13 protein-coding genes, 2 tRNA genes and 2 rRNA genes are annotated in these 14,784 nt (G+C 50.8%); 10 read left to right on the forward strand and 7 right to left on the reverse strand.

What is annotated here, in order from left to right:
• The 5 genes from IFO68_RS03055 to IFO68_RS03075 form a co-directional block, all read left to right on the forward strand.
• Positions 1-104: ribosomal RNA gene (locus IFO68_RS03055) — 23S ribosomal RNA — on the forward strand; the annotation flags it as partial.
• 241 nt (positions 105-345) lie between these two features.
• Positions 346-461 (forward strand): 5S ribosomal RNA (gene rrf, locus IFO68_RS03060).
• A gap of 287 nt (positions 462-748) precedes the next feature.
• A tRNA-Asp gene (locus IFO68_RS03065) sits at positions 749-825 on the forward strand.
• 23 nt (positions 826-848) lie between these two features.
• A tRNA-Trp gene (locus IFO68_RS03070) sits at positions 849-925 on the forward strand.
• A gap of 316 nt (positions 926-1,241) precedes the next feature.
• Positions 1,242-2,099: an endonuclease/exonuclease/phosphatase family protein gene (locus IFO68_RS03075; RefSeq protein ID WP_192014561.1), complete on the forward strand. Its 858-nt coding sequence runs from the start codon at positions 1,242-1,244 to the stop codon at positions 2,097-2,099.
• Here the strand turns inward: IFO68_RS03075 and IFO68_RS03080 are convergent.
• The 3 genes from IFO68_RS03080 to gloB form a co-directional block, all read right to left on the reverse strand.
• Positions 2,065-2,754 carry a YIP1 family protein gene (locus IFO68_RS03080; protein ID WP_192014562.1) on the reverse strand — a complete coding sequence of 230 codons (690 nt, stop codon included), beginning with the start codon at positions 2,752-2,754 and terminating at the stop codon, positions 2,065-2,067. The two genes, IFO68_RS03075 and IFO68_RS03080, sit on opposite strands and share 35 nt — an antisense overlap.
• Positions 2,751-4,340 (reverse strand): LysM peptidoglycan-binding domain-containing protein, encoded by a 1,590-nt coding sequence (locus tag IFO68_RS03085; protein WP_192014563.1) that lies wholly within the window; start codon positions 4,338-4,340, stop codon positions 2,751-2,753. Before IFO68_RS03085 ends, IFO68_RS03080 begins: the two co-directional genes overlap by 4 nt.
• Before the next feature lie 71 nt (positions 4,341-4,411).
• On the reverse strand, positions 4,412-5,170 hold the full coding sequence (gene gloB / locus IFO68_RS03090; RefSeq protein WP_192014564.1) for a hydroxyacylglutathione hydrolase: 759 nt from the start codon (positions 5,168-5,170) through the stop codon (positions 4,412-4,414).
• 38 nt (positions 5,171-5,208) lie between these two features.
• Between gloB and IFO68_RS03095 the strand changes: the two genes are divergently transcribed.
• Positions 5,209-5,952 (forward strand): methyltransferase domain-containing protein, encoded by a 744-nt coding sequence (locus tag IFO68_RS03095; protein ID WP_192014565.1) that lies wholly within the window; start codon positions 5,209-5,211, stop codon positions 5,950-5,952.
• Positions 5,953-5,968: 16 nt separating this feature from the next.
• On the opposite strand, the gene rnhA is transcribed toward IFO68_RS03095, so the two are convergent.
• Complete coding sequence (gene rnhA / locus IFO68_RS03100; protein ID WP_192014566.1) at positions 5,969-6,433, reverse strand: ribonuclease HI; 465 nt, start codon at positions 6,431-6,433, stop codon at positions 5,969-5,971.
• 51 nt (positions 6,434-6,484) lie between these two features.
• Here rnhA and dnaQ point away from each other — a divergent pair, with 51 nt between their 5' ends.
• On the forward strand, positions 6,485-7,216 hold the full coding sequence (gene dnaQ, locus IFO68_RS03105) for a DNA polymerase III subunit epsilon (RefSeq protein WP_192014567.1): 732 nt from the start codon (positions 6,485-6,487) through the stop codon (positions 7,214-7,216).
• A 7-nt stretch (positions 7,217-7,223) separates the two neighbouring features.
• Positions 7,224-8,480 (forward strand): TIGR03503 family protein, encoded by a 1,257-nt coding sequence (locus tag IFO68_RS03110; protein WP_192014568.1) that lies wholly within the window; start codon positions 7,224-7,226, stop codon positions 8,478-8,480.
• A gap of 161 nt (positions 8,481-8,641) precedes the next feature.
• On the opposite strand, the gene fadE is transcribed toward IFO68_RS03110, so the two are convergent.
• The gene (gene fadE / locus IFO68_RS03115) at positions 8,642-11,095 is read right to left on the reverse strand and encodes an acyl-CoA dehydrogenase FadE (protein WP_192014569.1); all 2,454 of its coding nucleotides are present in this window, start codon (positions 11,093-11,095) and stop codon (positions 8,642-8,644) included.
• A gap of 357 nt (positions 11,096-11,452) precedes the next feature.
• Here fadE and lpcA point away from each other — a divergent pair, with 357 nt between their 5' ends.
• Both lpcA and IFO68_RS03125 read left to right on the forward strand, forming a co-directional pair.
• Entirely contained in the window at positions 11,453-12,037 is a 585-nt protein-coding gene (gene lpcA, locus IFO68_RS03120) for a D-sedoheptulose 7-phosphate isomerase (RefSeq protein WP_120510134.1), read from the forward strand.
• A 30-nt stretch (positions 12,038-12,067) separates the two neighbouring features.
• Entirely contained in the window at positions 12,068-12,880 is an 813-nt protein-coding gene (locus IFO68_RS03125; RefSeq protein ID WP_192014570.1) for a class II glutamine amidotransferase, read from the forward strand.
• A 65-nt stretch (positions 12,881-12,945) separates the two neighbouring features.
• Here IFO68_RS03125 and purN read toward each other — a convergent pair whose 3' ends face one another.
• Both purN and purM read right to left on the reverse strand, forming a co-directional pair.
• Positions 12,946-13,590, reverse strand: a complete 645-nt coding sequence (gene purN, locus IFO68_RS03130; RefSeq protein ID WP_192014571.1) for a phosphoribosylglycinamide formyltransferase — start codon at positions 13,588-13,590, stop codon at positions 12,946-12,948.
• Between the two features lie 3 nt (positions 13,591-13,593).
• Positions 13,594-14,634 carry a phosphoribosylformylglycinamidine cyclo-ligase gene (gene purM, locus IFO68_RS03135; protein ID WP_192014572.1) on the reverse strand — a complete coding sequence of 347 codons (1,041 nt, stop codon included), beginning with the start codon at positions 14,632-14,634 and terminating at the stop codon, positions 13,594-13,596.
• Positions 14,635-14,784 lie beyond the last annotated feature (150 nt).

The following is a 14,784-nucleotide window of genomic DNA, read 5'->3' on the forward strand; positions in this document are numbered from 1 at the left end:
GCCTCCTGAAGGGCTGTTCGAGACTAGAACGTTGATAGGCAGGGTGTGTAAGCGTTGTGAGGCGCTCAGCTAACCTGTACTAATTGCCCGTGAGGCTTAACCATACAACACCCAAGGGGTTTTACGGACTCCATGAGCACTTGAATGTCGTGCTGAGAACACTAGTTAACTTTCCAGAATTGTGAAAATATCCCACCTGCTCAGGTAGCGCCGGGATAAAGCTTGATAGCAAGGCAAGTTGTGAGTCGAGGGAGGGAGTTTAGTACGCTAAATGACCGAACGAGAGAGCCACTTAACGCCGATAGCGAGCTTTATAACCAGCGGGATGTTTTCAAACAGAATTTGCCTGGCGACCATAGCGTTGCGGACCCACCTGATCCCATGCCGAACTCAGACGTGAAACGCAGCAGCGCCGATGGTAGTGTGGGGTCTCCCCATGTGAGAGTAGGTCATCGCCAGGCTTTAATTGCCAATTTGTCTACTGTAGCTTGCCGCTTTTGAGTGTTGAGATGCTCATGTACTGAATGTACACTGCGCTTCTCGCATTAAAATCGTCATCGCACAGCGACAAATTACTCAAACAAAGCATTGTAAGAGTAAGACTTTGTTTGAAAGATATTTCCTGGGAAACGCAGGAATTTTTGATGCGCTCAAGGCATTCAAAAGATGAACGAAGGAGCATACATAAAGTATGTGACTGAGTGAAGAATGCAGAATAACGACGAGCACATTGAAAATAACCAGTTTCGGAGCGGTAGTTCAGTTGGTTAGAATACCGGCCTGTCACGCCGGGGGTCGCGGGTTCGAGTCCCGTCCGCTCCGCCACTTATTAGCTAGAAATAGCTTGCAGGGGATTAGTTCAGCCCGGTAGAACGTCGGTCTCCAAAACCGAATGTCGGCGGTTCGAATCCGTCATCCCCTGCCACTTATAAAAAGCCTCGTCTTCGGACGGGGCTTTGTCGTTTCTGAGAGTCAGCGTGTTACGCTGATGTCGGCGGCTGGATCGTCAGCCCGCTGAGGCGCCTGTTCGATCGTCCGTCATCCTTTGCCACTTTGAAAAGCCTCGTCTCCGGACGGGGCTTTGTTGTTTCTGATATGTCCGGTCAGTGTATATGGATACAGATTTGTGAGTCGTATTTGGGTGTTATCTTCTAAGTGGATCTGAGTTACAGAAATTGCGCTTAGGTGTGGAAAATGTCTGATGATAATATGGTCAAATCAGAGATGGATGCAGGTGCAGAATGTTCAGAAAGCTCGCCATTGTTGTTGGTTTAACCCTGCTGGTCGCCGGAGGCGGAACCTATTACTCATTTGATATCCCTGATCAAGCGCAGGTGACAGACGCAGTGCAGGGAAAACAGTATAGTATTCATTGTCTTGATGCTAAGCCGAAAGCGGCCATTGATCGGAATGGAATGCTTCAGGTTACAGTCTGGAATATCTATAAACAGCAACGTGACACTTGGCAGACAGCACTGGAAACATTCAGTGCAGACAGTGATCTGGTGTTGATCCAGGAAGCCAAGCTGAGTGAGTCTTTTCGTCACTATCTGGCGCAGAGTCCATGGCAGGTCACGATGGCAAATGCGTTTGCTTTTCTGGATACGCCTGCGGGCGTGATGAACCTTTCGCGCCATCAGGCGGCACAGACATGCGCTTATCTGGCTGTTGAACCCTGGTTGCGTATTCCAAAGTCTGCGTTGCTAGCCAGATTCCCGCTGACGAATGGGCAGCAGCTGACGGTGGTGAATCTGCATGGGATAAATTTTGCGTGGGGACTGGACGAATACAGGGCACAGTTTAACGCTTTGTCAGAACAGCTTGAACAAGCCAAGGGACCGGTATTATTGGCAGGCGACTTTAATACCTGGCGGCAAGAGCGTATGGCTGTGGTGACCCGTTTTATTGAAGAGTTGGGTCTGCATGAAGTTACCCTTGATAAAGACCTGCGTACCCGGGTTCTAGGTTGGCCACTTGATCATTTATTTTATCGTGGCCTTAAACTGGAACAGGCTGAGGCACCGGGAACCGATGCCTCAGATCATCATCCAATCATCGCCCGTTTCAGGCTGTTAGAATCAAAAGGGGCCAAACAGTAACGACCAGTAACCAAGGTAATGTAGCAATAACAATGGCTTTGGCACGCTCGATACCACACCACAGGCTGACTGCTATATAACTAAGCGCAATATACCAAGGTGCAAGCAAAGGAATGCTAGAGGCAAAAGCGGCCCAGGGATGATTCATCGGCAGTTTGATGAAAGCGTTCAGGCTGTTCAAATCAGCGGCGTTTGGCAGTACTTGCGATGGGTTGAACAGCACATTCAGATAGCTGGCCAGATCGCCAATCAGAGTTGGTAGCATAATAAAGCAGCTTGCAGCCAGCCACTTGCCGAAACTTTGCGGTGCTTTACTGTTCTTGGTCGCCAGGTTCAACCAAAGTGCCAGAAGCAGGAGGTTGGCAGTGCGACCGAAAATATCACTGAACACTTCTCCTGCAAGCAGCACTTCCCGTGATAGCCAATCAAGCTGATTTTCTTCCGTAAGCTGGGCTAACTGGTTGCGAAGTGTGTCTTGCAGCCAGGCCAAATCGACCTGATTAAAGTAACTGCCCCACAAACCAAAGGGGGTGAGTATCAATAACAGATAAGGTAACAGCGCCCATTTAGGGCGCTGGTGCAATGCAGTAAAGCAATCTACCGGTGAGCGAAACAAGTCCAGTAAAGCGATAAATGGATTGCTGGACGGCATCATACGCTCACCTTAGTGACATCAACAAACAGCTTCAGTTTTTGACCCGGCTTGAGGTACTTTTGGCTCCCCAGTTGATTCCATTTAATCACATCTGCCAATTTTACATTGAACCGATCCGCGATAGCACTGAGGTTGTCACCGGTTCGGACTTCATAATAAACCGTTCTGATCACACCGCCGTTTTGGCTGGTTTTCCAGATGTTCAGCTTCTGTCCGACGCGAAGCGTTGATTGCTTGCTTAAGCCGTTCCACTTCATCAGCTCTTTAATACTGACTTTCTGCTTTTTCGCGATGGTCCACAAACTATCACCGGATTCCACCTTGTAAATCGTGCGGTATCCGCTGCCATGGCTAACCTGGGAGCGAACTTCGGTCAGGCTTGGAAATGCATTTTCACCATTCATAGCAACAGGGATAAGAATATACTTACCCTCTCTGATGCCTGAACCTGCCATTTTGTTAGCCCGCTGAATAAGATCAACCGAGGTATGGTGCTTCTTGGCCAGTACGCTCAGGCTGTCCCCGGCTTTGACCTGGTAGCGCACGACTTTCATGCCCTGTCGGCCATTCTCTTCAAAGGATTGATTGAACGTCGCGACATTAGCGACCGGTAGCAGGAGATGCGTTTGACCTTCGGGGGCTGTTGCCCACTGATTATAAGCAGGATTGAGCGATTTCAGTTCCGAAAGAGAAAGTCCTGCATATTTAGCGGCCATGGCTAGATCCATTTGGGTTTTTGGATCGACGGTTTCAACCGCAGGCTCATTGGCAATGAAGGGAATATCGACGCCGTATTTGCTTTGATGACGGACAATGTCAGCAACAGCTAGCAGCTTGGGAACGTATCCGCTGGTCTCTTTGGGCAGATCCAGTGACCAGAAGTCTGTAGGTTTACCGGCTTTCTTATTTTCACGAATCGCCCGGAATACTCTGCCTTCTCCTGAGTTATAAGCGGCCAGAGCATGAAGCCAGTTACCATCGAAACGGCGGTTGAGGTACTCAAGCAGGTCAAGGGCAGCTTCGGTTGACTGGACGACATCACGACGGCCGTCGTACCACCAGTTTTGCTTCAGGCCAAACTGACGGCCAGTACCTGGGATGATTTGCCACAAACCGGCCGCGCGGCCATGTGAATAGGCAAACTGATCAAATGAGCTTTCTACGATAGGCAGCAGTACCAATTCCAGCGGCATGCCACGTTTTTCGACGGCGTCAGTAATGTAGTAGAGGAAGGGTTCTGCACGTGAAGCGACAATAGTGAGATGCCCGGGGTGGCGAAGATACCAGTTGCGGTAGTAATTGACACGTTTGTTATCCGGGACATCGAGCTTGAGCTGCATGGCAATGCGTTGCCATGCATCATCCTGTTCCTGTGGTGTCACCACGGGTGCCGGCGGCGCAACATCAGCCATTGGTGTATCCAATGCGGTCACTGGCTTGTCTGCTGTGCCTGTATCTGTATTGTTATTATTTTGCGCTGCAGCTGAACTTTCCTGATTAGTTGCCACAGGCTCTTGTTGAGAATTTCCTGTTATTTGGCAACCAGCCAGAAGCAGCGCACTCGCTAAAAAAAATCGGTATTTCATGTAACCTGCCTTTAGCCAAAATCGCAGGTGATAATACTTGGCGAAAGGTGCTGGTTACAAGTGACCGTCCTTCAAAAATTGTCCTTCCAACGTCTGAGGGCTGCGAAGGTTTCCAGGTCACTGTCGTTAACCGCTTTATCTGAAACAGCTTTTTTGATACTTGGCTGATCACAACGTAAAAACGGATTGACGCGTTTTTCCAGCCCTAAAGTCGTTGGAATCGTACTTATTCCACGGGCACGTCGCTGACTGACCTCTTCACGGTAACGCTGCAGGTGAGGATTATCCTGCTCAGCAACTAACGCAAAGGCCAGGTTACTACTGGTATATTCATGCGCACAGAAAACTTCAGTTTCGTCTGGCAATGCGGTTAATTTTTGTAACGAACTGTACATCTGGGCTGCTGTGCCTTCAAAAAGGCGGCCACAGCCAGCCGAGAACAATGTATCGCCGCAGAAAAGTTTGCCATCGCCAACGTAGGCAATATGTCCCGAGGTATGGCCGGGCAAGCCTAACACCATGAAACGTTCGTCGAAAATATCGACCTGATCGCCATCTTCGACAGACTGTGTCAGTCCGGGAATGGCCTCAGATCCGGGGCCGACTATTTTACAGGCAGGAAAAGCTCGCTTAAGTTCACTGATTCCGCCAACATGATCATGATGGTGATGGGTAATCAGGATTGCTTCAAGTGTCAGATTGCTGGTGTTTAAGCAATCCAGAACAGGAGTGGCGTCACCCGGGTCAACAACAACGCAGCGATTATCCGGCCCTTGAACTAGCCAGATGTAATTGTCGTTAAATGCAGGTATGCTCTTAATAGTTAGCATGAAATTGTCTCCAGTCCTTGATGTGTGAGTCATCATTTATGAAGCCAGCCCGCACGATAAAAGAAATCGACACACCCTATTCCTGGTCTCAGCTGGTTCAGGGAGAATGGGCGGCACAAATGCTTCAGGCTCAGCTGGATGAATGGTGGCCGAGACTCTTTGGCTACCACATGCTGAAGTTGGGCGGCCTGAGCTGCGAATTTGTCAGTGGCCATTGTAACATCCGCCATCAGGTTTGTATTGATCGCGATAATCCGCTTCGGAATCTTGAAGCCGATCCGATGGCATTACCTTTTCTGGAAAAGTCCTTTGATGCCTGTGTGTTAGCGCATCAGCTGGATTTCTGTGGTGATCCCCATTCACTGCTTCGGGAAGTTGACAGGGTACTGGTCGATGACGGCTATCTGCTGATCACAGGTTTTAATCCACTGAGCTTGCACGGTATGCGGGGGCTGCTGCCCTGGAACCGGAAACGTGCGCCTTGGTCGGGACGCATGTTCATGCCTATCCGGGTCAAAGACTGGCTGGGGGTGCTGAATTACGAAGTCGTGTTTCATGAAAACCTGGCGATATTACCGCCCACCCGATATCCGGCGTTTTCTGCCTGGGCAGAAAGTATGCTATCGGGCTCCTTCTCCGGAGTCGGCGGAATTTATCTGATTGTGGCCAGAAAGCGAACCTTTCCACTCAAGCCGATCAAGCCAAGCTGGAAGCTGCGGCGACAACTCACGCCAATCAGTGTGAATTGCCGCACTCAGGCTAATAAGAAGCAGTCGGGATAATACCGACTGAGAGCAGTCAGCTTTCCTGGTAACCGGTATCGTCTTTCGAGGGGGATTCGGCCGCCTGGCGGGCCAGCTCGTCACAGCGTTCATTTTCGGGATGGCCGGCATGGCCTTTTACCCAGTGCCAGCGGACTTGATGGCGTTGCGTTTCCTGTTCCAACTGCTGCCACAGATCAGCATTTTTGACCGGTTTTTTATCTGCCGTTTTCCAGCCACGCTTTTTCCAGTTGTGGATCCACTGTGTGATACCCTGACGCACATATTGGCTATCAGTGGTCAAATCAACGTCGCAAGACTCTTTGAGGCTGGCCAGTCCGACTATGGCTGCTAACAATTCCATGCGATTATTGGTGGTCATGAAGAAGCCATCATTGAGCTCTTTGACATGGCCTTTATAACGTAAAATTGTGCCATAGCCGCCTGGGCCTGGGTTGCCGAGGCAAGAACCGTCGGTGAAAATCTCTACCTGCTTGGTCATCTTTGGTAGTATTCATCTTTATTAAAACTCTAGTCTGACATAACCGATACTATGAAAGCCACCAATGAACGCATAATTGTATTTGATACCGAAACCACAGGTATGAATATGACCGGCCCTCACTATGAAGGGCATCGCATCGTTGAAATCGGTGCTGTGGAAATCGTTAACCGAAAATTCACCGGACGGACTTTTCACGTCTACATCAAACCGGATCGGCCGATTGATCCAGAAGCCGTTGCCGTTCATGGTATTACGGATGATTTTCTGCGCGATAAGCCGTCTTATGCTGACATCCATCACGAGTTCATGGATTTTATCCGCGGTGCTGAGCTGGTCGCACATAACGCCCCCTTCGATATCGGCTTCATGGATTATGAATTCAGGAAGCTGGATCCTTCTATCGGAAAAACCACCGACTTTTGCTCGGTGACCGATACCCTGGACATGGCGAAGAAAATCTTCCCGGGTAAACGCAACAATCTGGACATACTTTGTTCGCGCTACGGTATTGATAACTCTCACCGTACGCTGCATGGCGCTTTGCTCGATGCTGAGATCCTGGCCGACGTTTATCTGATGATGACGGGCGGGCAGACCTCACTGGCATTAAATGCCGCCGGTGAAGAAAGTGACAGCGGTTCAGAAAGCGGGATACGTCGTCTTGCCTCGGGAAGGAAAACATTAAAGATTATCCGTGCTTCTGCCGATGAACTAGAAGCGCATGAAGCGCGTTTAGATATCATCGAGAAAAAAGGTGACGTCACACTCTGGCGTCGATAGGAGAAGCATGCGAAGGCTAGCGTTACTGTCTACATTGATCCCGGTGCTGCTTGGTACGCAAAGCGTGCAGGCTGCGTCCTGGCTGGACAACCGATTCCGGGTTGATCCTACCATCAAGCAAGTGGCCTTCGTGGTAGAAAGAGAATCCGAGAACCAGAATGTGGTCTTGGTCAGGCCGGACGGGGAGAAATACTATCCGTGGCGGCATCCGGATAATGTCGCCTGGCACGAAGAACCGGGCAGGGACATCATTACGATTGAAAACCCGATGCCGGGCCCCTGGCAGGCGGTTGGCCGGGTCAGTGATAAGAATCAGGTCAAGGTGCTTTCAAACCTGAAGCTGGATGTGGCACCGTTGCCGGAAAGATTATATCAGAGCGAATCTTACAAATTCACTGCTCGCCTGACACAAGATGGTGAGTTGCTCACTGACCGGGATTTTCTCGACAGCGTCAAGATGTCGGTGAACTTCTTTGAATATGTGGACGAGCCTGAAACGCAATCTGAAGATGCTTTGCCCACCCCTCTGTCATTGGGCGAGTTTGCCGATGATGGGCTGAATCTTGATGAAGCCCCCGGAGACGGTGTGTTCACCGTCGCCCTGCCGGTACATATCCAGCCGGGGCGATACCGGGTGAATATCACCTCTGGCAATGGTATTTTTCTCCGTACTCATGAGCAGCAGGTCATGGTTTACCCGCCACCGGTATTATCCACCTTCATTCAGGCGAGAGCGCAGGAAGATTCCCATAAGTTGGTGGTGACCTCTGATGAAGGCATGATTGAGCCGGGCTCTGTGTCGGTGCATGTTGAGCAGGATGCACCGGATGGCAGCGTGACTATCAGCCAGGAACAGTCTCAGCCAGAGACAACCAATGTGGACGTTGCCGTTCCTAACCTGCAACAGCCTGGAAGCTATGCCTGGTCTGGGTGGGTGTATGCTACGGATACTTATCAAAAGCGGCCTTTGGTTTTCCCGTTAGAGAAAAGTCATTTTGCCATTACGTCAGTTCTGCAATTAGATAAGAACCTGGCAGAGTACCGTGCCCGACAAGAAGAAAAAGCCAGACTTGAAGCTGAAAAACAGCGACTTGAGGAACAACTGGCCGCCCGCAGTCAGGCATGGAAGGTGATTCTGGCGGGTAACGGTGTGATGGTATTGATGGCGCTTGTCTTTGTGATGCTGAGAAAAAGGCGAACAAAACCGGTTGCTGCAGAACCGGAAGCGCCTAAATTGGAAATACCACCGGATGTCAAAGTCTAGCCGCGTAAAGGAAAGGTGCGGTGAATCCTGAACTCGGCTTTATACTAATCAGGCCAGCGAATCAGATGAAAAGAAAAAGGGAAGCGCAATGCTTCCCTTTTGGTTTGTGCTTTCAACAAGCAGATGTGTTTACGCAAGCAGGCAGATACGTAAGCAAATAGTTACGCAGCATTTTCAATGTTTTTCTGCGTATCGGCCATGCCTGCGACTAAACGCTGGGGGTCGAAGTCATCCACATTGATGGTGCGCAGACGACCAGTTTCAGCACGTCGCAGCAGCTCAGCTTCATCTTCGTTGATAGCTTTCAACTCCAGGCCGGTGTCGGCCACTTTATCCAGCTGCATGAACGGCAGTTTTTTACCTGCAGCCTGGCACACTCGGTCGTATAAAGGCTCAGCAGCCAGAATGTCTTTCAGCGCTTCTTCCATCATACCCACGGGGTTAGTCTCAATGGCTTCAAGGAACTGGCCGCGGCCTAACCGGTCACGGGTTTCACTTGGTGTTTGCAGCATAACGGCCAGCTTGTGATCCAGTTTGTCGCTAGGTTGAACACGAGACAGACCACGTGGCAAGATCAGCACGCGTAGCAGCCCGGCAACGGCACGGTTAGGGAAGTTGCGCAGGAACTGGTCGATGGCTTGCTCGGTCTGATACAGCGCATCCTGCAGGCCCCAGTGAACCAGCGGCAGATCTTCTTGCTTACTGCCGTCATCGGCATAACGTTTCAGGGTTGCAGAAGCCAGATACAGCTGGCTCAGGATATCACCCAGACGCGCCGACAGGCGTTCTTTACGCTTCAGTGAGCCACCCAGAACAGCCATGGACATATCAGACAGCAAAGCCATGTTGGCACTGTAGCGGTTCAATTGCTGGTAATAACGTTTAGTGGCGTCTTTACGCGGCGAAGAAGATCCGCGACCGTCGGTCAGGCCCAGCCAGAATGAGCGCATCAAATTACTGATCACAAAGCCAACATGCCCAAACAGCGCATCGTCAAAGTCGATCAGTGCCTGACGCTGGTCTTCGTTGTAGGCGGCATTCATTTCTGTCAGCACATAGGGATGACAGCGAATGGCACCCTGACCATAAATAATCATGGAGCGGGTCAGGATATTGGCGCCTTCCACAGTGATCGCGATAGGTGCCCCCTGATAGCCACGCGCCAGGAAGTTACTTGGACCCAGGCAGATGCCTTTACCGCCGATGATGTCCATCGCGTCTATGATTCCGCGCTGGCTGCGGTGAGTACAGTGGTATTTCACGATGGCAGAAATAACCGACGGCTTTTCACCGAGATCAATACCGGAGACAGTCAGGCTGCTGGCAGCGTCCAGCACATAAGCATTACCGGCAATACGTGCCAGCGGCTCTTCAATACCTTCCATCTTACCGATAGGCAGCTTGAACTGACGACGGATACGTGAGTAGGCGCCGGTTGCCAGGGCTGTTGTTTTCAGGCCACCTGTGGTGTTTGATGGCAGTGTGATACCGCGGCCAACCGACAGGCATTCCACCAGCATACGCCAGCCTTGCCCTGCCATTTCCTGACCACCAATGATGTAGCTCAGCGGAACGAAGATTTTATCGCCCTGAGTCGGACCATTCTGGAACGGCACGTTGAGTGGGAAGTGGCGGCGACCTATCTTCACGCCGTCTAAATGCGTCGGGATCAGGGCACAGGTGATACCCAGCTCTTCTTCATCGCCCATCAAATGCTCTGGATCGTACAGCTTGAAAGCCAGACCCAGAACCGTGGCCACGGGAGCCAGCGTGATATAACGCTTGTTCCAGGTCAGCTCCATACCCAGGATTTCTTCGCCCTGCCACTGGCCTTTTTTGACAATACCGAAATCTGGAATCGCGCCGGCATCAGAGCCTGCTTCCGGACTGGTCAGAGCAAAACAGGGAATTTCTTTGCCTGCCGCGAGGCGAGGAAGGTAGTGATTTTTCTGCTCTTCTGTACCGTAGTGTTGCAGCAGCTCGCCCGGACCTAATGAGTTAGGCACGCCAACGGTTGATGACATCACCATAGACACACTGGACAGCTTTTGCAGCACCAGTGATTGCGCATAAGCCGAAAACTCCAGGCCACCAAACTCTTTTTTGATGATCATGGCAAAGAATTTCTTGTCTTTCAGGTATTGCCAGACTTCCGGAGGGAGATCGGCCATGTCATGAGTGACTTCAAAGTCATTGACCATGCGGCAGACTTCATTGACCGGGCCTTCCAGGAAGGCTTTCTCTTCTGCACTCAGGCGTGGTGCAGGAATATCATGCAGCTTGTTCCAGTCCGGCGCGCCGCGAAACAGATCCGCTTCCCACCAGACAGTGCCGGCGTCGATCGCTTCTTTTTCCGTCCGCGACATTTCCGGCATCACGCCTTTGAAGGCTTTCAGTGCCGGTTTGCTGAGTAATTTCTGACGGATTGCCTGCAGATTCAGCGGCAATGCAATAATCAGGAAAGCCAGCCAGCTGTATTCGCCGGTGATATCCAGCACAGTACCAACAGCAAGCGCTACGGCGAAAACAAGGGTGAAGGTTCTGAGGCTGGCTCTGTGATAAGCGAGCACTCCGGTTATCCCCAACAACCCCAGCAGGTACACGAGTGTAGCCATTGTTTCTTCTCCTTATTAGAGATATTCCCTTAGGGTATTTTTAGTGAGTTCTGTATTCGGGTAAGAGGTCATACCACTTGATTTGATTGTAAGGTAATCTTTAGCGAAATGTAAAAATCTTTTTTTGATTTTGCTGAGTAGGTTCTCATCGCCATTGGAGGACAGGGGCGACAAAAAGGCGGAAAAAGTGGCAGGAAATCGGTTTCCCTGTTCGCCGGGACGCTGATATGAGGGGAAAATCACTGCAATTGCTGCCCGGTCAGTCGACACTTCCTAGTGTTTGTGGGTAAACTGCCTGTCAGGGCATATCCGGCAGGGAATTCCTTGCTTTACACAACAAATCACAGAGAAAAGCCTATGTACCAAGATCTCATTCGTGCCGAACTGACTGAAGCGGCGGACGTACTGAACCGATTCATCAGCGATGAAAAAAATCTGGCGGATATTCAGGCTGCCGCGAAGCTGCTGGCAGATTCTTTCAAACAAGGCGGTAAGGTTTTGTCCTGCGGCAACGGCGGCTCGCACTGTGATGCGATGCATTTTGCCGAAGAGCTGACGGGCCGTTACCGGGATAACCGTCCTGGCTATCCGGGCATTGCGATCTCTGATCCCAGCCATCTGTCTTGTGTCAGTAACGACTTTGGTTATGAATATGTGTTTTCCCGTTACCTGGAAGCGGTTGGTGCGAAAGGCGATGTACTGTTTGGTTTGTCAACGTCCGGTAATTCAGCGAATATTTTGAAGGCCATAGAAGCGGCAAAAGCGAAAGGCATGAAAGTGATTGCACTGACAGGCAAAGACGGCGGCAAAATGGCCGGTATTGCGGATGTGGAAATTCGTGTGCCGCATTTTGGTTATGCTGATCGTATTCAGGAAATTCACATTAAGATCATCCATATTCTTATCATGCTGGTTGAAAAGGAAATGGAAGGGGCCGAGTAATTCGGTAACCTGACTGAGGGACAAGGAAACATGTGTGAATTGCTTGGCATGAGTGCCAACGTACCTACTGATATTTGTTTCAGTTTCACCGGTCTGATGCAACGCGGTGGGCGCACAGGCCCGCACGCAGACGGCTGGGGCATTACCTTCTATGAGGGTAAAGGGTTTCGTACATTCAAAGATCCCAAACCCAGTTGCCATTCTAAAATTGCTGAGTTGGTGCAACAGTATCCGATTAAAAGTTGTGCAGTGATCAGCCATATCAGACAGGCGAACCGGGGTGGGGTGTGTCTGGAAAATACCCATCCCTTTACCCGTGAGCTATGGGGACGCTATTGGACCTTCGCACATAATGGCCAGCTGACAGGGTATGAAACCCTGGAAGCGGGGCGCTATCAGTCAGTCGGAGATACAGACAGTGAAATTGCCTTTTGCTGGTTGATGAATCAGATTGACAGCAAATTTCCTCAGCCACCGGATGACTGGAGCCAGATTTTTGAGGTGGTGGCTGAGTGTTGCGATGAGCTGAGGAAGCTCGGTGTATATAACATGCTGCTCAGTGATGGTGAGTTTGTACTGGCTTATTGTACTAATAACCTGCACTGGATCACCCGGCGGGCACCTTTTGGCAAAGCTTCGCTGATTGATGAAGATGTCACCATTGATTTTCAGAAAGAGACCACACCGAATGATGTGGTGACTGTGATTGCGACTCAGCCGCTGACTAATGATGAGCGCTGGCACAAAATGGCAACGGGCGAATTTGCGGTATTCCATTATGGCGAACTGATCAATAAGCGCGTGCTGGACGTACCGGAAGATCCCCCGCCGTCACTAACTTAACCTTGTTTTCTGGATATAAAAAATGCGGCTCTATAGCCGCATTCTTGTATTCAGCACCTGAAAGATCACTCTTCTGAGGCGTAACCCTGTTGTGGCAGACGTTTGCCGTCCAACAAGGCAGCATCATCTTGCATGATCACTCGTCCTTGCAGGAACCACTGACACACCAATGGGTAAATTCTGTGCTCTTGCTGCTGAACCCGCGCCATAACATCTTCAGCCGTATCATCTGAAAAAATCGGCACTTTGGCTTGCAGAATAACCGGGCCACCGTCTAACTCTTCCGTGACAAAGTGCACACTGGTGCCGTGTTCCTGATCGCCGGCATCCAGCGCACGCTGGTGAGTGTGCAGACCGGTATACTTAGGCAGCAGGGAGGGGTGGATGTTCAGCATACGGCCATGGTAGTGACTGACAAAGTCGCCACTCAGGATACGCATGTAGCCAGCCAGCACCACTAAGTCCGGCTGATACCCATCGATGAGATCTGCCAGCGCGCGATCAAAGCTGTCGCGGTCGGCGTAATCTTTTGCAGCGAGATGGGCCGTCGAAATACCGGCCAGTCGCGCACGCTCCAACCCGTAGGCGTCCGATTTATTGGAGATAACGGCTGCAATGCGGCCGTTATCTATCACGCCGTTTTCACAGGCATCTATGATGGCCTGTAAATTAGAGCCGCTGCCTGATATGAGGACAACAATGTTTTTCATTGTTTAGCGAATCTCCACCTGGGCTTCACCCTCGGCAGCATCCGCAATGGTTCCCAGCAGCCAGGCGCTCTCACCTTCAGCGTTGAGCAGGGCAACAGCTTGCTCCGCCTGTGTCTGAGGCAGGGCAATGACCAGGCCAACACCACAGTTAAAGGTACGGTACATTTCATGCGTTTCCACATTGCCCGCGGTTTGCAGCCAGTTGAATACAGCCGGCCACTCCCAGCTTTTGCCATCAATGATCGCTTTTGTACCTTGTGGCAGTACGCGTGGGATGTTCTCCCAAAAACCGCCACCGGTAATGTGAGAGATGGCGTGCAGTTCGCAGCTTTCCATCATCTTCAGTACGGATTTCACGTAAATGCGGGTTGGCTCCAGCAGGTGGTCAGCTAAAGGTCTACCTTCCAGATCCTGAGTCAGATCGGCTTGAGACACTTCAAGGATTTTACGGATCAGAGAATAGCCGTTTGAGTGCGGGCCACTGGATGCGACGGCAATCAGTGCATCGCCTGCTTTCACTTTGGTGCCATCGATGATCTCAGACTTTTCCACGACACCGACACAAAATCCGGCTACGTCGTAATCTTCACCATGGTACATGCCCGGCATTTCTGCCGTTTCACCACCGATCAATGCACAGCCAGACTGTACACAACCTTCACCGATACCGCTCACTACGCTTGCTGCTGTGTCTACGTCCAGCTTACCCGTTGCATAGTAGTCGAGGAAAAACAGTGGTTCTGCACCCTGTACGATCAGATCGTTCACACACATGGCGACCAGGTCGATACCAATGGTGTCGTGCTTTTTCAGATCCATCGCCAGACGCAGCTTGGTTCCTACCCCGTCTGTGCCAGAAACAAGTACAGGTTCTTTGTACTTGGTCGGCAGTGAGCACAGGGCGCCAAATCCACCCAGACCACCCATGACTTCAGGACGAGTTGTGCGTTTGACTACACCTTTGATTCGATCAACCAAGGCATTCCCTGCATCAATATCGACACCTGCATCTTTGTAACTAAGAGAAGAATGATTACCGCTCACAACAGATCCTCACCGGTTAAATCGCAAAATCCGCAGTATGATAACAGCAGTCAGGGCGGAAAGGAAAACGTTTGCGTCAAATATTCCTGGTGGAGGAATGCTAAGCAGATAAGCTGCTATTCCCTACCTGTAAGACTATGGACTAGTGTA

Source organism: Photobacterium arenosum, from assembly GCF_014841115.1.
In the GTDB taxonomy this organism is placed as follows: Bacteria; Pseudomonadota; Gammaproteobacteria; order Enterobacterales; family Vibrionaceae; genus Photobacterium; species Photobacterium arenosum.